Origin of the sequence: Planosporangium spinosum, assembly GCF_049999945.1 — a bacterium.
Classification (GTDB): domain Bacteria; phylum Actinomycetota; class Actinomycetes; order Mycobacteriales; family Micromonosporaceae; genus Planosporangium; species Planosporangium spinosum.
In genome coordinates, this window is sequence record NZ_JBLYUB010000011.1 from 118,999 (window position 1) to 135,538 (window position 16,540).

The following is a 16,540-nucleotide window of genomic DNA, read 5'->3' on the forward strand; positions in this document are numbered from 1 at the left end:
CCGAGACTTCGCGGTGTCGCAGCCCACGAAGTCTCGGTGATCATGCGGTGAGTGGCGAGGTCACGGGGGCGGCGACGGGCTCACAGGGAGCTCGGTGACCGGATGGGCCCGGCCCGTGCCCGTGCCCGTCCCGGACCGACCGGACGCCCCACGCCCGCCGGTTCGACCTCCACGTCGACGACCACGTCCAGCCCGTCGAGCCGGCACTCCATCAGCCGGGCACCGTTGGCGGCCGCGACCTGTCCGGCCCGGTCGCAGGCGGCGGAGCGCCCCTCGCCGGCGCGCGCCGCACCCGCGAGCGCACCGAGGTCCGCGGCGGCCTCGGCCCGATGGTCGGCCACCAGCACCGAGCCGACTGCCGCCACGGCCCCCGCGAAGGTCAGGACCGCGAGCCCCACGCCGAGTACCCACAGCGACGCCGACCCCCGCTCGGAACCGGACGCCCGCATCGACACCCACCCGTGGCCGGCCCGGAAGGCCCCGTTATGGCCGGCCCGGCCGCCTCCGTGCCTCATCACGGCGAGTCCGGCTCACGCGCCGCGACCGCGTACGCCTCGACGTCGAACCCCGGCAGCCGACCACCCAGCGGGTGCACCGCCGTCCGGACCGTCGCGCGGACGAGGTCTCCGTCCGAACCGACCGTCACGATCGCTCCAGCCGGACCGGCCCGCTCCCCGGCGGTGACCCCCCAATCCCCGCGCGCCTCGGCGAGCGCGGCTTCCCGGGCAGCGTCGACGCAGCGCATCTTTGTCGTAACCGCGCCGATCGTGGTCAGGCCGGCCATCAGGAGGAACAGCAGTACCGGCAGGGCGACGGCCAGTTCGGCCGTCACCGATCCGCGCTCGCCGGCCCGCTGCGAAGCCCCGGCGCGCCCCGTGACACGGGCGGCGACGCGTGACCTGACGCGGGCGTGGACGCGTGACCTGACGCGGGCGTGGACGCGTGACCTGACGCGGGCGTGGACGCGAACCGTGGCCCGGTCCGCGTCCACGCCGGGCACTCCCCTCACTTCAGCGCCCGTTGGATGATCTCGGCGAGGGCGGTGCGGACCGTGTCCGACGTGACGACCTTGAGCAGCAGCCCGGCGAAGGCAACCGCGGCGAGGGTGCCGACGGCGTACTCGGCGGTGTTCATACCGGCGTCGCCGCGCAGCCGGCGCAGCAGGTTGCGGATGACCGTCATCCCCGTCGCGGGCGTTTTCGTTGTGGATGTCCGCATTGTTACCTCTCCTCAGCTTGATCGAAGGACGTCGCCGAGCACGGCGACGACCACCGGCACGACGCCGGTGAGCAGGAAGGCGGGCAGGAAACACAGGCCGAGGGGAAGCACGGCGAGCACGCCCAGGCGCTGGGCCGCGGCCTCGGCCCGCGCCGACCGGGCAGCCCTGAGGTCGTCCGCGAGCCGGCTCAGCGCCGAGGTCATCGCCGCCCCGCTGTCAGCACTGCGAACGGCCGCCCGGCGTACCCGCTCGGCGCCCGGGACCGCGGCCAGCGGCGCCCATGCCTCGTCCGGTGGGATGCCCAGCCGCAGTGCCGTGCCGACACGGACGAGGCGGCGGCCGAGCGGGCCGCCGAGTGCCTCACCGACCACCTCGGCGGCCCGTGCGGGTGGGGCACCGGCACGGAGTGCGGCAGCCAGCAGGTCGACGGCTATCGGCAGGTCGGCGGCGGCCAGCAGGTCCTCGTGGCGATCCGCCGCCGACCAGCGCCACCCCGCCCACCACAGGACCGCGGTGACGAGCAGGCCGACGACCGGTCCTTCCCAGCCGCCCAGCAGACCCGCCGTTGCCGCACCCGCGGCGACGGCGGCGCACACGACCGGCCATCGCCGGCCCGGCGAAGCCGCGTAACCAGCGACAGACCGCTTCCGACCCGACATGACGACACGACCGGCGACCCGCCTCCCGCCCGGTGTGACAGCACGACCGGCGACCGGGTGCCTCCGGAGTCCGGTCACGACGCCCGCTCCACCGCGTTGCGGCACAGCCGGCCGGTCCAGCTCAGGCCGCCGTACTGCAGCGCCAGCGCGCCGAGGGCGCAGGCCGCCCCGGTCGGGGTACGGAACAGCGTGTGGACCGGCTGCGCGCCCATCGCGTAGCCCAGCCCGACCCCGGCGAGGGGCAGCAGCGCCAGCAGCGCCGCGCTGGCGCGGGCACCGGCGGTCTGCGCGGTGACGGAGGCCCGGACCCGCTCGACGCCACGCAGATCGCTTTCGACCCGGTCGAGCAGGTCGGCCAACGGCGCGCCCAGCCGCTCGCTCACCTCACAGGCGGCACGGAGGCGGTCGAGCGTACGGCTCACCGCGGTGTCCGGCCCACCGGCCGACAGTGCCTTCCGCGCGGCCTCGACCGCTGCCGTTGGCGCCACGCCGGCTCGCAGTTCGGCAGCCAGGCCACCGACCACGTCCAGCGCCGCGCCGCGGGCGGCCGCGACCGCGCGATCCGCGAGCACCCGCCGGATCGCGCGCAGACCGAGGATCGTGTACCCAAGGGTGACGACCGCGGCGACGACGCCACCGGGTACCCCGGCCGCGACGGTGACCAGGGCCATGGCGACCACCGGTACGGCGACCGTGCGGCGCCGGGCCACGACGCCGGCGCGGCGCCGCCCTGGTGACCGCCGGACCGTCAGCCCGGCCAGCCTTCTACGAGCGGCCCGACCCCGGATCACGTCGGCTCCCCGCGGAGAACCACCGGCGGCGTCACTCCGCCACGGATCAGCAGGTCAGCGAGGGTCGGCGCGGCCGGCCCAGCACCGAGCCCACGCTGCCAGGCGGGTATGGCACGGACGAGACCGGTCTGGGTGGACGCCAGCAGCAGGCACACCTCGTCCACGACCCGGCCGGTCATGGTGGCCCGAACCTGCATCACCACCCGCAACGCCGCGGCGATCTGTGCGTGCAGCGCCTCGCGGGGCACGCCGCCGAGCAGCCCGAGCGCCTCCAGCCGGGCCGGCACGTCGGCGGAACTGTTGGCGTGCAAGGTACCGGCGCCGCCCTCGTGCCCGGTGTTCAGCGCACCCAGCAGGTCGATGACCTCAGCGCCGCGGCACTCGCCGACAACGAGCCGGTCCGGACGCATCCGCAACGCCTGCCGCACCAGATCGCGCAGGGTCACGGCCCCCGCACCCTCGACGTTGGAGGGCCGCGCTTCGAGAGTCACGACGTGCGGGTGTGCCGGCCGCAGCTCGGCCGCGTCCTCCACGACGACGATGCGCTCGTCGTGTGGCACCAGCGACAGCAGCGTCGCCAGCAGGGTGGTCTTTCCCGCTCCGGTACCGCCGGTCACGAGGTAGGGCAGTCGCGCGGCAACCACCGCGGCGATCAGGTCCGCCACGCCGGCGTCGAGGCTGCCGGCGGCGACGAGCTCGGGCAGGGTGAACGCGCGGCGACGCAGGGTACGCAGCGACAGGTACGGGCCGTCCCGGGCGATCGGCGGCAGGACCGCATGCAGCCGGGTCCCGTCGGGAAGCCGGGCGTCGACGAACGGGCTGCCCTCGTCGAGGCGACGGCCGGCGGCAGCCGCCAGGCGCTGCGCGAGCCGGTGGACGTCGGCCGGGGTGCCGAGCCACACGCCGGCCCGCCGCAGGCCGTGGCCCCGATCCACCCACACGTCGGCGCCGTTGACCAGGACGTCGGTGACATCGGCCTGGGCGAGCAGGGCCATCAGCCCGCCGGCGCCACCGGCGCCCCGCCCGGACGGCTGGACAGCCTCGACCGTCATGCCACCGGCTCCCGCAGCCCGAGGTCCAGGTCACCGAGGACCCGCCGGCACAGCGCGGCCAGGGGTCCCTTGCCCGTACCGGCCGGTGGCTGGCCACGCTCCAGCGCACGTGCGAGTTCCGGTTCGGTACGCAGCATGCCGGCCAGGGGAAGCCCCAGTGCCCGGGCGATCTCCTGCGCCTTGAGCCGCCCGGGTGCCGGCCCCCGCACCACGACCGAGAGATCGCTGGTGTGCCCGACCGCGACGGCGGCAACCCGGGCGGCGGCTGCGCAGGCGCGTAGCTCGGCGGGCACCAGCAGAAGCGTGCGGTTGGCGGCGGCCAGGGCCAGCACGGCGGCGTCATCGAGGCGCCGGGGCAGGTCGACGACCACGACGTCGCGGCTGGACCGCCCGGCGTCCAGGGCCGCCGCCATCGCGTCCGCCGGCACCGTGAGCAGGTCTCCCCGGTCCCAGGAGAGCACCGCCAGCTCGCCCCGGTTGGGCAGCGCGTCGACCAGCGCCGGCGGTGCGACGCCGGTCGAACCGTGGGAGAGTGCGGGCCAGCGCAGTCCGTCCAGCGCCTCCCAGCCGAGGACGAGATCGGCTCCGCCGCCCATCGGGTCGGCGTCGACCAGCAGGGCGCGCAGCCCCGCCCGGGCGGCGGTGACGGCCAGGCCCGCGGCCAGGACGCTGGTACCCGCACCGCCGCGCCCGCCGAGTACCGCGACGACGGCGGCCGGGCGGGGCACCGCGGTCGCGGTGATCAACCGGTCCGCCAGCCACGGTTCGGCCGCGGGCAGCACGGCGACGTGTTCGGCGCCGATCGCATCGGCGAGGTCCCACGGCGGCGGCTCCACCGGCCCGGCGAGGACGAGCACGATGCCGAGCCGGTGGGGCAGGCGGGCCCGGGCGCACGCCGGGGCCGCCCGTAGTCCCACGAGGACCAGTGGCGCCGCGCCGAACCGCGCCCGGGCAGCGACCGGATCGGGTGCCACCTCGAGCTCCACCCGTGCGTCGGCCGCGACGCGGAGCACCTCGTCGAGCAGGTACGGGTCGTCGGTGACCAGGAGCGGGCGGACCTGTTCGCAGACGACTGGTTGGCGAGCGGCCACGGCGGCCTCCGGGGACGAGAGGGAACGGACCGGCCCACGGTGCCCGCGCCGGGACGCGCCGCGCGGCCCGTACCCACGGGTCTGTGGACAGCGAGGGTGCCTGTGGACAGTCCGGGACTCCGGCAGTTGATCTGGTATGTCGAACGCGCGTCGGGACGCCCATCGGGACGTGACCGGAGTCAATGATTTTCGTCACACGGGTGGTTGCCCGGGTGACGAACCGGCCCCGCTGGCGGAGGCGCGGTCGCCGTTCGGCCCGCCCGTACGGCGACGATCCGCACCGGGCGACCGACGCCGCCCCGCCGTCGGCGGCCGTGCGCGACCGCCCCCGACCGGATCATCTGCCGCCGGCGCGGCCGTCCGCCCCTACCGGCGAACCGGACGGGTACGCGGATCGAACCGGCTCGGACGGACGGCCACGACCGGACCGGACGGCGCGACCAAGAGCGGGTCTGACCAGGCGATATAGGGGTAACCAAATGGGGACGACCCCCGCCGGGGGGAGGCGGGGGTCGTCGTGGGTCCGACTCCGGGGGGTTGAGCCGAACCCGCTCGGCAATCACGGGGGGTGTGAACGCCGAGAGATCGTGAGTGCGAACGCGAAACGGACATACCGGCTAGGACATGAAACCGCGTCGCAAATATAAGCATGCCCGAGGTGCCGCCACACGTCGAGTAGCGCCGGCTTTGACTATCTGCAACTTCACATCGATCTGTCCTGATATCTGATTGATGAGTCCGCATATGGCCGCAGATGGCGAACACGGATGGTTAGACTGCGGCCCGTGGGTCGCAGCGCTGCATTTTTCGACCTCGATAAGACGGTCATCGCGAAGTCGAGTGCGCTCGCGTTCGGAAGGCCGTTCTACCGGGACGGTCTCATCGGGCGTCGAGACATGATCAAGGCTGCGTACGCGCAGCTCATGTTCCGTGTCGGCGGCGCGGATGACCAGCAGATGGCCCGCATCCGGGACGCCGTCGCGCAACTGTGCAAGGGCTGGCGGGCCGAGCAGGTGCGACAGATCGTCAACGAGACGCTGCACGAGCTGATCAACCCCTACGTGTACGCCGAGGCCGCCGCACTGATCGTGGAGCACCGCGCGGCGGGCCGGGACGTCGTTCTCGTGTCATCGTCCGGTGACGAGATGGTACGGCCGATCGGCGAACTCCTCGGGATCACCGACATCATCGCCACCCGCATGGTCGTCGAGGACGGCAGGTACACCGGCGAGGTGGAGTTCTACGCCGCCGGCCCCAACAAGGCGACCGCGGTGCAGGCGCTGGCGGCCGAGCGCTCGTACGACCTGGCCGACTCGTACGCGTACTCCGACTCGATCAGCGACACGCCCCTGCTCGGGACGGTCGGCCACCCGACCGCCGTCAACCCCGACCGGGCACTGCGGAAGGTGGCGATCGAACGGGGCTGGCCGATCCTGGAGTTCCGCCACCCGATCCCGCTGATGCGCCGCCTGCGTGACCGCCCGGCAGTGCCGGTGGCCGCCGCAGCGCTCGGCGTCGGACTCGGGGTCGCGATCGGGCTGGCCGTATACGGTCGCTACCGGCGCGCCCGGTCCGCCGCCACGGCGCCGCGGCGCCCGGTCCCCGCCAGGGCATAGCGGGAACGCCCGCCGACCCGCCACGTCCGGCCCCTGATCACGGTGCCGTGGCACCCGACCGAGCATGGCGCGCGGCAACCCGGCCACCACAACAGCCCGCACGAAGCGCCGATAACCACCTGGTAACGGCACGAAAACCTATGTTGACCACTTACTGGCGCATGGGGTCTGACCAGCGTAGAAAATAGGCACTGGCCCGGTCACGGGTCTGCGTACAGCCACCGGGCACCCAGACGTGACCAGTTCCGGCGGGCGCCGGCGGCACGAGCCCACAGACCGCCGACGGCGATCTGGCGGGGTCCCGCCCGGCGATCCGGTGGACCACATGGGCAGCGGCCGTACCTTTCGTCGAGACGCCTGCCTTCCGCGTGTCGCTCGCTCCGGGTGATCGTTAGACGGTTGATCGCTGCTCGCTGCCGCACGCTCGCGGGGCAGCCGCCCCTCGGGCAGCACCGGGCGGCCGGCACACGGGCGGCACGGAGCAGCACGGACAGCACGGGCAGCACGGAGCAGCCGACACACGGGCAAGCGACACACGGGCAAGCGACACACGGGCAGCAGCTCGTGGGCGGCTTCTCCGCAACCTGGCCGCACCGCGCCGGAACCAACTCAACCGGGGGACAGAAAGTGTCGGTCCCCCGGCCTAACGTGACAGCCGTTGCATGGATCAAGGCGAGGAGACGGAGTGGCCCCACTGCTGACCCTGATCACGTTTCTGGTCGCCGCCGCACTGGCAACCGGGTACGTGTGCGAGACCGGCCTACCGTTCTGGCGCCGCACTGCGGCGGCCACGTTCGGGCTGGTCCTCGCCGTCGGCGCAGGCCAACTGCTGACCACGTCCGATCCCCTGCTGGCATACGCGTCGGGCATCCCGTCACTGTTCGCCCTCGGTGTTGTCATGATCGCGCCGGAGCGTCGACGCAGTCCCCAGCACCCCATGGAGCGGCCGACCGTCACACCGACCCGGCCCGCGGCCGGGACAGACGCGCCGCAGGAGTTCGACCGCCGGGCGGCCCGTCGTCGCGCGGCGCTGCCGATCGGCACCGAGCCCGGCGCGGCGCGGCATTCCGCGTCGGCGCCCGGGATCGCACCGTTGACCGGGATCGCACCGTTGACCGGGGTCGCACCGTTGACCGGGGTCGCACGGCGGTCCCGGTCCGCCCAGGCTCCCGGCGCCGGGGAGGGCACCGGCGAACCGGCGGCAACCCGCCGGCCGGGCAGCACGCTGGCCAGCGCCCGCGGCATCGGCGACCTCCGCCTCGCCGCGCAGCGTCTGCAGAGCCTCGCGGGCCGGCGCGGAGCGCCCCGGTCCCTCAGCCGGATATCGCGTTGCAGATGTCGTTGAGCTCGGCCGCCCCCACTTCGACCGCTGTCGCGTAGTGCCGCAGCCAGGAGCGCACCCCGTCGGGTGTACCCGTGGCGAACGCACCGGCCGCCCCCACGTACTCGGGTTCGCGCGTCCGGTGCCCGCTGTCCACGGCCAGCAGGCCGCGCGGGTCCAGCCCGGCGGCGATCAGCGTCAGCCGGCCGGCGGCGCGGGCGACCACCCCGTTCGGGCCGGCGAAGGCCCGCAGCGCGAGGAGTTCACCGTGCACCACCGCGGCCTGCAACAGCGCCGGCGCGCCGGCGTCCTGGCCGCCTGCCTGGGCGGCGACGAGCTGGGCGAGTGCGTCCAGCCGCGCCGACACCACCGGGTCGGCCACCGGACGCCCCAGCTCCGCCTCATCCACCGCGCCGCGGGCGGCGAGTACGTGCAGCCGCGCGAGCGCCTGGAGCGGTGAGCGCAGCCAGGTCCCGCTCAGTCCGTCAAGCGCGGCACTGACCCGCAGCGCACCCTGCAGTACCGGGTCGGTCACCAGGCCGGCGCGGACCTGCTCCAGGTCGTACCCGTGCCCGTCGAGGGCCGCGCTGGCCACCGCCGACCGCAGGCTGGCCTCGGCGGCGACCTGGCCGCCGGAGCGGCGCAGCGCGCGGTGGCGCATGGCCGTGTCGGCGGCCTGGCGGGCGCGGTCCAGGGCGGGGGCCACGTCGGCGAGCTGGAGCAACGGAGCGAGCGGGTTGGTCACGGTGGCGATGATTCCACCCCGCCGATTCCACCCCGCTCCGGCCCGTCCGCAGCCCGTACCCGAACCAGTCGCTGCGCGGTACTGTTCGAATCAGGCGTGGAACGGCAACATATGAGCAACACGATGCCGGTCGGCGCACATTAGTGAACGCTCGACGCTGGGCGAGCACGCCCCTCGCTCCGACCGTCGTGCCGCCATTAGCCTGCAAGGCGACAGACCCGGAGCACTCCAGGGGAGCACCACGTGATGCGTGCGCGCAGCGAGCGAACCACCGGGCTTGTCGCGGCTTGTGAGCACAGCGAGGAGACGCGATGAGCGAAACTTTGGCCAACCTGCTCAACGAAACGCGGCAGTTCGCGCCGCCGGCCGAGCTGGCCGCGAACGCCAACGTCAAGGAGGACGCATACGCGCAAGCCGGGTCCGACCGGCTCGCTTTCTGGGAGACCCAGGCCCGCCGGCTCACCTGGGCAAAGGACTGGGACCAGGTACTCGACTGGTCCAACCCGCCGTTCGCGAAGTGGTTCGTCGGTGGGCAGCTCAACGTCGCGTACAACTGCCTCGACCGCCACATCGAGTCCGGCCGCGGCAGCAAGGCCGCGATCTACTGGGTCGGCGAGCCCGGCGACACCCGCTGCCTGACCTATGCCGACCTGCACCGGATGACCTGCCAGGCCGCCAACACGCTCACCGAGCTGGGCGTGCGGGCCGGCGACCGGGTCGCCATCTACCTGCCGATGATCCCCGAGGCCGTGGTCGCGATGCTCGCCTGTGCCCGCATCGGCGCCACCCACAGCGTGGTCTTCGGCGGCTTCTCGGTCGACGCGCTCGCCAGCCGGATCACCGACGCCGACGCCAAGGTCGTGATCACCGCGGACGGCGGGTACCGGCGCGGCAACCCCAGCGCGCTCAAGCCGACCGTCGACGAGGCGGCCGACCGCTGTGGAAGCGTCGAGCACGTCCTGGTCGTCCGCCGCACGGGGCAGGACGTCGCGTGGCGGGACGGCCGCGACCTGTGGTGGCACGAGACGGTCGAGCAGGCGAGCACCGAACACACCGCGCAGCCGTTCGACGCCGAGCACCCCCTGTACATCCTGTACACCTCGGGTACGACCGCGAAGCCGAAGGGCATCCTGCACACGTCCGGCGGCTACCTGACCCAGGCGAGCTGGACCTTCCACGCGGTCTTCGACCACAAGCCGGACACCGACGTGTACTGGTGCACCGCCGACATCGGCTGGGTCACCGGGCACAGCTACATCGTCTACGGCCCGCTGTCCAACGGCGCGACCCAGGTGATGTACGAGGGCACGCCGGACACCCCGCACAAGGGCCGGTTCTGGGAGATCGTGCAGGAGTACGGCGTCACGATCCTGTACACCGCGCCCACTCTGATCCGCACCATGATGAAGTGGGGCGACGACATTCCGGCCGGGTACGACCTGTCGTCGCTGCGCATCCTGGGCTCGGTCGGTGAGCCGATCAATCCCGAGGCCTGGATGTGGTACCGGGAGAACATCGGCCGGGGTGAAACCCCGGTCGTCGACACCTGGTGGCAGACCGAAACCGGCTCCATCATGATCAGCCCGCTCCCGGGCGTCACCGCGACCAAGCCCGGCTCGGCCATGACGCCGCTGCCCGGCATCGCGGCCGACGTCGTGGACGACCAGGGCAACTCGGTGCCCAACGGCGGGGGCGGCTACCTGGTGCTGCGCGAACCGTGGCCCAGCATGCTGCGCACGATCTGGGGTGACGACCAGCGCTTCATCGACACCTACTGGTCGCGCTTCCACAACATGTACTTCGCCGGCGACGGCGCCAAGCGCGACGCCGACGGCCACATCTGGCTACTCGGCCGGGTCGACGACGTCATGCTGGTCTCCGGCCACAACATCTCCACCACCGAGGTGGAGAGCGCCCTGGTCAGCCATCCGAAGGTGGCCGAGGCGGCGGTGGTCGGCGCCACCGACCCGACGACCGGGCAGGCGATCGTGGCGTTCACGATCCTGCGCGGCGGTGTGCCCGAGGACGAGGCCGGCGGTGAGGCGTTGGTCAAGGAGCTGCGTGACCACGTGGCGAAGACGCTCGGCCCGATCGCGAAGCCGCGGCAGATCATGGTCGTACCCGAGCTGCCGAAGACCCGTTCCGGCAAGATCATGCGCCGCCTGCTGCGCGACGTGGCCGAGAACCGGTCGCTGGGCGACGTGACGACCCTGCAGGACTCGACCGTGATGGACCTGATCGCCGGCGGTATGCGGGCCGGGAAGTCCGAGGACTGACCCGACGGCCGGCCCCGCCACGTGCGCGGGCACCGACCGAGGTCACGGCCCACCCCCACGACATCGTGGGGGCGGGCCGTGACCATGACCCATCCGTGATCGTCACAGCACCAGGTGTGAGCGACACCATCGCGCGCCACGCCCACGGCATGACGGACTTCACGCCGTGGATGCGAAGTAGCGCGATTTCCGTACGCTGAGCCTCATGACTCCCTTGGTCGACGAGTCCTGCGTGCTGCTCGACGGCCCGTGGAGACATCGCTTCGTCAGTGCCAACGGCACCCGCTTCCACGTCGTGGAGGCCGGCAGCGGGCCGCTGGTGCTGTTCCTGCACGGATTTCCCGAGTTCTGGTGGGGTTGGCACCACCAGCTCCGGCTGATCGCCGAGGCGGGCTTCCGTGCCGTAGCGATCGACCTGCGGGGATACGGGGCCAGCGACAAGCCGCCCCGTGGCTACGACGGCTACACCATGGCCGGGGACGTGGCCGGACTGATCCGCGCCCTCGGCGAGCGCAGCGCGATCCTGGTCGGCGCGGGGTACGGCGGCACGATCGCGTGGACGACCGCGGCCTTCCACCCCACGCTCGTACGCCGGCTCGTGATCCTGAGCGCGGCCCACCCGCTGCGGCTGCGGGCCGCGCTGGCCAGCGACCCGCGCGGGCAGCTCGCCGCGTCGCTGCCCCTGCTGCGGTTCCAGGTACCCCGCTTCGAGCACGTCCTGACCCGGGACAACGCCGCCCTCGTGGGCGAGTACCTGCGACGCTGGGCCGGACCGGCGTGGCAGGCGAGCGACGACTTCGCCGACTACGAGCGGCGCTGCCGGCAGGCCATGCGGATCCCGCAGGCGGCGTTCTGCGCGATGGAGACCTACCGCTGGGCGGCGCGCTCGGTGCTGCGACCGCACGGGTACCGCTTCGTCAAACTGCTCCAGCAGCCGATCGTGGCGCCGACCCTGCACCTGCACGGGGAGCTGGACGCGGCGGTGCTGCCCCGCACCGCCCAGGGCTCGGGCCGGTACGTGCTCGCCCGGTACGAGTGGCAGTTGCTGGACGGGATCGGCCACTTCCCGCACCTGGAGAGCCCCGGCCTCGTCGCCGGCGAGATCCTCCGCTGGGCCAAGGAATAGCCACGCCAAGGAGTAGCCGTCGGCGCGGGCGCCGGGATGGCGCCGTCAGACCCGGTACTCCCGCAGCTCGGTGACCTCGTCGCGGGCCACCCAGCCCTGGTACACGCCGAAGTCGAACTCCTCCAGGCCGAGCCGCGCGGCGACCGGGGCCAACCCGCCGGTGTACTCCACCCGCAGCCACGACTCGTGCTCGGCCAGCACGATGAACGGCTCGTCGCGCCACATGCAGGTGGTCCGCACGTACACCAGCTCGTCGACCTCGCTCGCCGGCACGCATCGGCGGTACCGGTCGGGGTGTACCTCCTCGAAGCCGTCCTCCGGGTCGGGCCGGTAGATGCGCACCTGCTCGCCGTCGGGGCTCGCCTCGTACTCGCGGCCCCGCCAGCGGGCGGCGTACCCGTCCCGGATCACTGTTCACCCACCCGCTGCCAGCGCGGCCAGTCCGCGTCGAAGACCGCCACGAGCTTCTCGTTGCCGTCCCGGTCGACCTGCCACAGCTCGGCACCGTGCGGCAATCGGGCGCTGTCGACCTTGAACTCGGCGATCACGTCGCGGCTCTCGCTCGGCGCGAACCCGTTACCGCGGAACGGCGCCCGCTCGATCACCCAACCCTGCATCGCGTGCATGGCGGCTTCGTGCTGCCCGCCGTACGGGATGCGGTATAGGTTGCCCCGGTGCGCCGCCCAGCGCAGCACGTACACCTCGGGATCGTCCGGGGAGAACTTCGAGTCCGAGTAGTTCAGCCCGAGCGCGTTGTACAGCTCGGTCGGGGTGCGCAGGTGCGTGACCTCGCTGGCCCGGTGCACGAAGCCGGAGATCCGGTCGTAGCCGCGGTCGAGGTAGTACGGCACCTGCGAGGCGGGGATCGTCTTCTGCATGACCACCGGGCCGACCGGCGGCGACGGCGTACTCTCCGGCCGAGGCGGTTCGGGCTCCGGGGCCGGTGCCTCCGGCTCGGGCCGCTCGTCGGTGAGTCCCTCCCCGGCCGCCCAGGCGGCGAGCGCGACGACCTGGCTGCCGGGCAGGGTGGCGCCGATCGGCGTACCCGGGTTGACCGCGAACGACAGCGCCTCCCGCGGCCACGCGTTGATCAGCTGGGTGAACTTGATCCAATCCGCGGGGCGGTCCTCGCCGAGGTGGGCGCGCAGGCGCTCGGCCGAGGTGAAGACCACGACGTACGGCTGACCCTCGATCTCCTCGGTGCGCCACTGGTCGATGTGCGCGATCGCGTCGTCGTGCGGTCCGGGTACCAGCACCTTGGCCAGCAGCAGGGTCGACAGGAAGCTGTCGGTACTACCCTCGCTCGCGGCTTCGAGCAGGCTCTCCTCCACCTGGTTGGCGGCGGTGAAGTCGGGCGCCGGGGCGGAGACCGCCGCGGGTGCGGGCGCCGGGGCGGAGACCGCCGCGGGTGCGGGCGCCGGGGCGGAGACCGCCGTCGGAGCCGGCGCCGGCTGCGCGGACGGCGTACCGGCGGGAGGACCGCCGGCGGGTGCCGGTCGGGACGCGGGTGCCGGCTGCGGCTCCCACCGGTCGGTGGGCAGCGACTGCGGCTGCGGATCCCACAGGTCGGTGGATCCGGGCCGGGCCGCAGGTGCCGGCCGCGGTGCGTGGGCGGGGTACGCGGGAGACCCGGCCGCCCGGGGCTCCGGTACGGAGGCCGTAGGGGCGACCGGGTCCGGCTGCCCGTGCCGTGGCGCGGGGGTGACGGGGTCGGTGCCCGGACCGTAGTCGGCGCCGCCGACATGGTCGGGCGCCTGCGGACGGCTCTGGACCGCGGTGCCGGACGGTGCGTGACCGGCTCCCGCGGCCGGGTAGGGCACCGCGCCGACGTGGTCGGGGCCGTCGTCGCCGGGCGACGCCGCGGCCACCCGGCCGTTGTCCGGAGTCGCACCGATCGCCCGGCCGTTGTCCGGAGTCGCACCGATCGCCCGGCCATTGTCCGGAGTCGCACCGATCGCCCGGCCGTTGTCGGGCCGCGGCGCGTTCGCTGAGCCGGGGAGCTGGAAGCCGTGCCGGCCGAGCAGCTCGGCGCGGCGCGACAGCGCCCGCCCGCCGCTGGAGCGCAGGGAACCGTCCGCTGACGACAGTCCGGAGCCACGTGCACCGGCCGACACGCCGGAGCCCCGGCCGGTCGGTGGCTCGGCGGCCGGGGCGCCGGACGCCCGCGACACCACCGCCTGCTCCATGCGGGCCCGTGCGCCGAGGGTGCGGCCGGGCAGTCGCACATCACCACGGCTGATCTGGGCCACGAACCACGGCGGCAGGTAACCCTCGATCGGTAGGCCCGGGTTGACGGCAAGCCACCACTCCACATCGGGCCAGGCGATCGCGAGGTCGTGGAACGGCAACGTGCGGAACGTACCGGCGTGCTCGGCCAGGCAGGCGGCGAGCGCCGCGGGCGAGGTGAAGGCGAGCACGTGCGTGCGGGACTCGGTGGTCCAGGTGCCCCAGCCGGCCGGCGCGCGGCCGGCGAACGCCTCGGCGTCCACCGGGAGGACCAGCTCGGCCCGGGCCAGCAGCCGGAAGTACTGCTCCTGATCTCCGGCGCGAAGCGCGTCCCGCATCGCGGCCTCGGTCTCGGTGGCCGGTTCCCACTCGCTCACGGCCACCCTCCTTTTCGGTCTCGGACGGTCGCGCTGCGACCTAACCTACAAGGACTTCGACCACAGGGCAGGTTCTGGAGTGGACTAATTCCACTGTCCAGACCCGCCACACGCGCCGAGGTCGATGAAGTTATACCGTGACCGGTTCCACCGCCACACCGCACCCGGCTCATCCGGGTCGCCACCGCCCCCGACGACCGGCCACCCGCGGCGGCGTGCGAGCGATACCATCCCGAACCGGCGGGTGCGCCTCATGCGTCCCGCGGCGGGGGGAGGCGCTGATGCGAAACCGCGCCCGGCAGGCGGCCGGGAGGCAGGGTGCACGGGTGGTCGGGCGGATGGTCTACGCCGCGGCGGTACTGGTGACCGCGATGACCGCCGGCGTCGTACCCGTCGGTCCGCGCCCGGCCGCGGCGGCTCCGGCGGGCTGCCCGGTGGCGCCACCGCAGTCGCTGCCCGCCGCAGGCGACACTCCCTGGGCGCAGCAGCGCTTCAACCCGGCCCGGTTCGCTCCGTTCGCCGACGGTCGCAACATCGTCGTGGCGGTCATCGACTCCGGTGTGGACGCCGAACACCCGCAGCTACGCGGCCACGTGGCGGCCGAGGGCAAGGACTACATCGACGCGGCGGCCGCCGGCCGGCAGGACTGCGTCGGCCACGGTACGGCCGTCGCGAGCCTGATCGCGGCGCAGCAGGTCACCGGTACCGCCTTCCGCGGTCTCGCGCCGGGCGTGACGATCCTGCCGATCCGGGTCACCGAACAGGTGGACGTGCAGGGCAACGTCACCGGGCGCACGGCCGCGCAGCCCGAGGCGAGCTTCGCCGCCGCCATCCGGTACGCGGTCGACCACGGCGCCCGGGTCATCAACATGTCCGTCGTGCTCGGCCGCGACGACCCCGAGGTGAAGAGCGCCACGGCGTACGCCGTCGCCCGCAACGTCGTGGTGGTGGCGGCGGTCGGCAACGGGCACGGCAAGGCCAACGCGGCGGACACGGACGAGTCCGGCGCCAAGGACGACCCGGCGCTCTACCCCGCCGCCTACGACGGCGTCATCGGGGTCGGCGCCATCGACCGCAACGGTGTGCGGTTCGAGGCGTCCCAGGTGGGCAAGTTCGTGGATCTGGTCGCACCGGGGGCCGAGATCACGGCGGCGGTCCCCGGCCGTGGCTACCAGGTCTTCAACGGCACGAGCATGGCCACGCCGTTCGTGTCGGCGGCCGCGGCGCTGGTCATCCAGTACCGCCCTGACCTGTCCGCGCGCGAGGTGGCCGCCCGACTGCTGGCCACGGCCGACCCGGCCCCCGGCGGACCGGGCAGCCACCAGTACGGCGCCGGTGTGGTGAACCCGTACCGGGCGCTGACCGAGGGGATCTCCTCGGAGCCGCCGAAGAGCCCGGCGCCGATCCCGGCGGTCCGGCCCGACCCGGATGCCGAGGCGGCCGCGGCGGCCGCCGCCCGGACCCGTACGGTGGCGCTCGTGCTGGCCGCCGGGGTCGCCGGCCTGGCCCTGGTCGTCGTGCTGGTCGCCGTCGTGGTGCCGCGCGGCCGTCAGCGCGGCTGGCGGCCGGGTGCCGGCTGACCGGCGCGCGACGGAGGAATGACCGACGGCGGCCCGGCCGTCGAGGACGACGCCGCGGCCCGGCGGGCGGGTGGCGCTGCCCGGCGAGCGGCCAACGACGAGTGGTGCGGCGACGGCCCGGTCGGTCGACCGGGCCGTCGCCGCACCACTCGGCTCAGCTGAGGTCAGCTGAACAGGTTGGCGTTCGTCTTCTCGGTCTGGATGTAGTCCTGGGTGGACTCCACCAGCGCCTTCTTGATGTTCTGCAGGATCTGGGTCAGGTCCTGCGCCGCCCGCGTCCACTGCTGCTGACGCTGCTGGTAGGCGGCCTGCGCCTGGCCCTCCCAGGTGTCGACCAGCGGCTTGGCGCTCGACTCGAGGTCGCTCAGCTGCGTGTGCAGCGCGCTGATCGCGGTCTCGATGTGACCGGCGGCCGCCTGAAGCTGACCAAAGTTGACAAGAAGATCGGCCATGACTGAATC

General features: G+C 73.5%; 15 protein-coding genes and 1 pseudogene. 5 read left to right on the top strand and 11 right to left on the bottom strand.

What is annotated here, in order from left to right:
• Positions 1-80: 80 nt before the first annotated feature.
• The 7 genes and pseudogenes from ACNTMW_RS16800 to ssd all read right to left on the bottom strand — a co-directional run bounded on the left by ACNTMW_RS16800 (position 81) and on the right by ssd (position 4,812).
• Positions 81-449: an Rv3654c family TadE-like protein gene (locus tag ACNTMW_RS16800; protein ID WP_426634559.1), complete on the bottom strand. Its 369-nt coding sequence runs from the start codon at positions 447-449 to the stop codon at positions 81-83.
• 65 nt (positions 450-514) lie between these two features.
• The gene (locus ACNTMW_RS16805; protein ID WP_426634560.1) at positions 515-832 is read right to left on the bottom strand and encodes a TadE family type IV pilus minor pilin; all 318 of its coding nucleotides are present in this window, start codon (positions 830-832) and stop codon (positions 515-517) included.
• 173 nt (positions 833-1,005) lie between these two features.
• A complete protein-coding gene (locus ACNTMW_RS16810) occupies positions 1,006-1,182 on the bottom strand; it encodes a DUF4244 domain-containing protein (protein ID WP_426634647.1) in 177 nt (58 codons plus the stop codon).
• A 48-nt stretch (positions 1,183-1,230) separates the two neighbouring features.
• A complete protein-coding gene (locus ACNTMW_RS16815; protein WP_426634561.1) occupies positions 1,231-1,878 on the bottom strand; it encodes a type II secretion system F family protein in 648 nt (215 codons plus the stop codon).
• A gap of 74 nt (positions 1,879-1,952) precedes the next feature.
• On the bottom strand, positions 1,953-2,549 hold the full coding sequence (locus tag ACNTMW_RS16820; protein WP_426634562.1) for a hypothetical protein: 597 nt from the start codon (positions 2,547-2,549) through the stop codon (positions 1,953-1,955).
• Positions 2,550-2,665: 116 nt separating this feature from the next.
• Positions 2,666-3,694, bottom strand: a pseudogene (locus ACNTMW_RS16825) (TadA family conjugal transfer-associated ATPase); the annotation flags it as partial.
• Positions 3,695-3,717: 23 nt separating this feature from the next.
• A complete protein-coding gene (gene ssd, locus ACNTMW_RS16830) occupies positions 3,718-4,812 on the bottom strand; it encodes a septum site-determining protein Ssd (protein WP_426634563.1) in 1,095 nt (364 codons plus the stop codon).
• Positions 4,813-5,597: 785 nt separating this feature from the next.
• Between ssd and ACNTMW_RS16835 the strand changes: the two genes are divergently transcribed.
• Positions 5,598-6,428, top strand: coding sequence for an HAD family hydrolase (locus ACNTMW_RS16835; protein WP_426634564.1), 831 nt, complete (start codon positions 5,598-5,600; stop codon positions 6,426-6,428).
• 685 nt (positions 6,429-7,113) lie between these two features.
• Positions 7,114-7,773 (top strand): hypothetical protein, encoded by a 660-nt coding sequence (locus ACNTMW_RS16840; RefSeq protein ID WP_426634566.1) that lies wholly within the window; start codon positions 7,114-7,116, stop codon positions 7,771-7,773.
• Here the strand turns inward: ACNTMW_RS16840 and ACNTMW_RS16845 are convergent.
• The gene (locus ACNTMW_RS16845) at positions 7,742-8,494 is read right to left on the bottom strand and encodes a Fic family protein (protein ID WP_426634567.1); all 753 of its coding nucleotides are present in this window, start codon (positions 8,492-8,494) and stop codon (positions 7,742-7,744) included. The genes ACNTMW_RS16840 and ACNTMW_RS16845 overlap by 32 nt on opposite strands.
• Before the next feature lie 311 nt (positions 8,495-8,805).
• Between ACNTMW_RS16845 and acs the strand changes: the two genes are divergently transcribed.
• Both acs and ACNTMW_RS16855 read left to right on the top strand, forming a co-directional pair.
• The gene (gene acs / locus ACNTMW_RS16850; protein WP_426634568.1) at positions 8,806-10,770 is read left to right on the top strand and encodes an acetate--CoA ligase; all 1,965 of its coding nucleotides are present in this window, start codon (positions 8,806-8,808) and stop codon (positions 10,768-10,770) included.
• Positions 10,771-10,975: 205 nt separating this feature from the next.
• Positions 10,976-11,896, top strand: coding sequence for an alpha/beta fold hydrolase (locus ACNTMW_RS16855; RefSeq protein ID WP_426634569.1), 921 nt, complete (start codon positions 10,976-10,978; stop codon positions 11,894-11,896).
• Between the two features lie 45 nt (positions 11,897-11,941).
• Here ACNTMW_RS16855 and ACNTMW_RS16860 read toward each other — a convergent pair whose 3' ends face one another.
• A complete protein-coding gene (locus ACNTMW_RS16860; protein ID WP_426634570.1) occupies positions 11,942-12,307 on the bottom strand; it encodes a hypothetical protein in 366 nt (121 codons plus the stop codon).
• On the bottom strand, positions 12,304-14,499 hold the full coding sequence (locus ACNTMW_RS16865; RefSeq protein WP_426634571.1) for an SseB family protein: 2,196 nt from the start codon (positions 14,497-14,499) through the stop codon (positions 12,304-12,306). The genes ACNTMW_RS16860 and ACNTMW_RS16865 overlap by 4 nt, the downstream gene beginning before the upstream one ends.
• Positions 14,500-14,837: 338 nt before the next feature.
• Between ACNTMW_RS16865 and mycP the strand changes: the two genes are divergently transcribed.
• Positions 14,838-16,079 (top strand): type VII secretion-associated serine protease mycosin, encoded by a 1,242-nt coding sequence (gene mycP / locus ACNTMW_RS16870; RefSeq protein WP_426634648.1) that lies wholly within the window; start codon positions 14,838-14,840, stop codon positions 16,077-16,079.
• A 164-nt stretch (positions 16,080-16,243) separates the two neighbouring features.
• Here the strand turns inward: mycP and ACNTMW_RS16875 are convergent, their stop codons facing one another.
• Positions 16,244-16,531 (bottom strand): WXG100 family type VII secretion target, encoded by a 288-nt coding sequence (locus ACNTMW_RS16875; RefSeq protein WP_426634572.1) that lies wholly within the window; start codon positions 16,529-16,531, stop codon positions 16,244-16,246.
• Positions 16,532-16,540 lie beyond the last annotated feature (9 nt).

Coding starts and splice junctions, on each gene's coding strand:
- ACNTMW_RS16800 (WP_426634559.1), bottom strand. CDS start 449: ATGCGGGCGTCCGGTTCCGAGCGGGGGTCGGCGTCGCTGTGGGTACTC.
- ACNTMW_RS16810 (WP_426634647.1), bottom strand. CDS start 1,182: ATGACGGTCATCCGCAACCTGCTGCGCCGGCTGCGCGGCGACGCCGGT.
- ACNTMW_RS16815 (WP_426634561.1), bottom strand. CDS start 1,878: ATGTCGGGTCGGAAGCGGTCTGTCGCTGGTTACGCGGCTTCGCCGGGC.
- ACNTMW_RS16820 (WP_426634562.1), bottom strand. CDS start 2,549: ATGGCCCTGGTCACCGTCGCGGCCGGGGTACCCGGTGGCGTCGTCGCC.
- acs (WP_426634568.1), top strand. CDS start 8,806: ATGAGCGAAACTTTGGCCAACCTGCTCAACGAAACGCGGCAGTTCGCG.
- ACNTMW_RS16855 (WP_426634569.1), top strand. CDS start 10,976: ATGACTCCCTTGGTCGACGAGTCCTGCGTGCTGCTCGACGGCCCGTGG.
- mycP (WP_426634648.1), top strand. CDS start 14,838: ATGGTCTACGCCGCGGCGGTACTGGTGACCGCGATGACCGCCGGCGTC.
- ACNTMW_RS16875 (WP_426634572.1), bottom strand. CDS start 16,531: ATGGCCGATCTTCTTGTCAACTTTGGTCAGCTTCAGGCGGCCGCCGGT.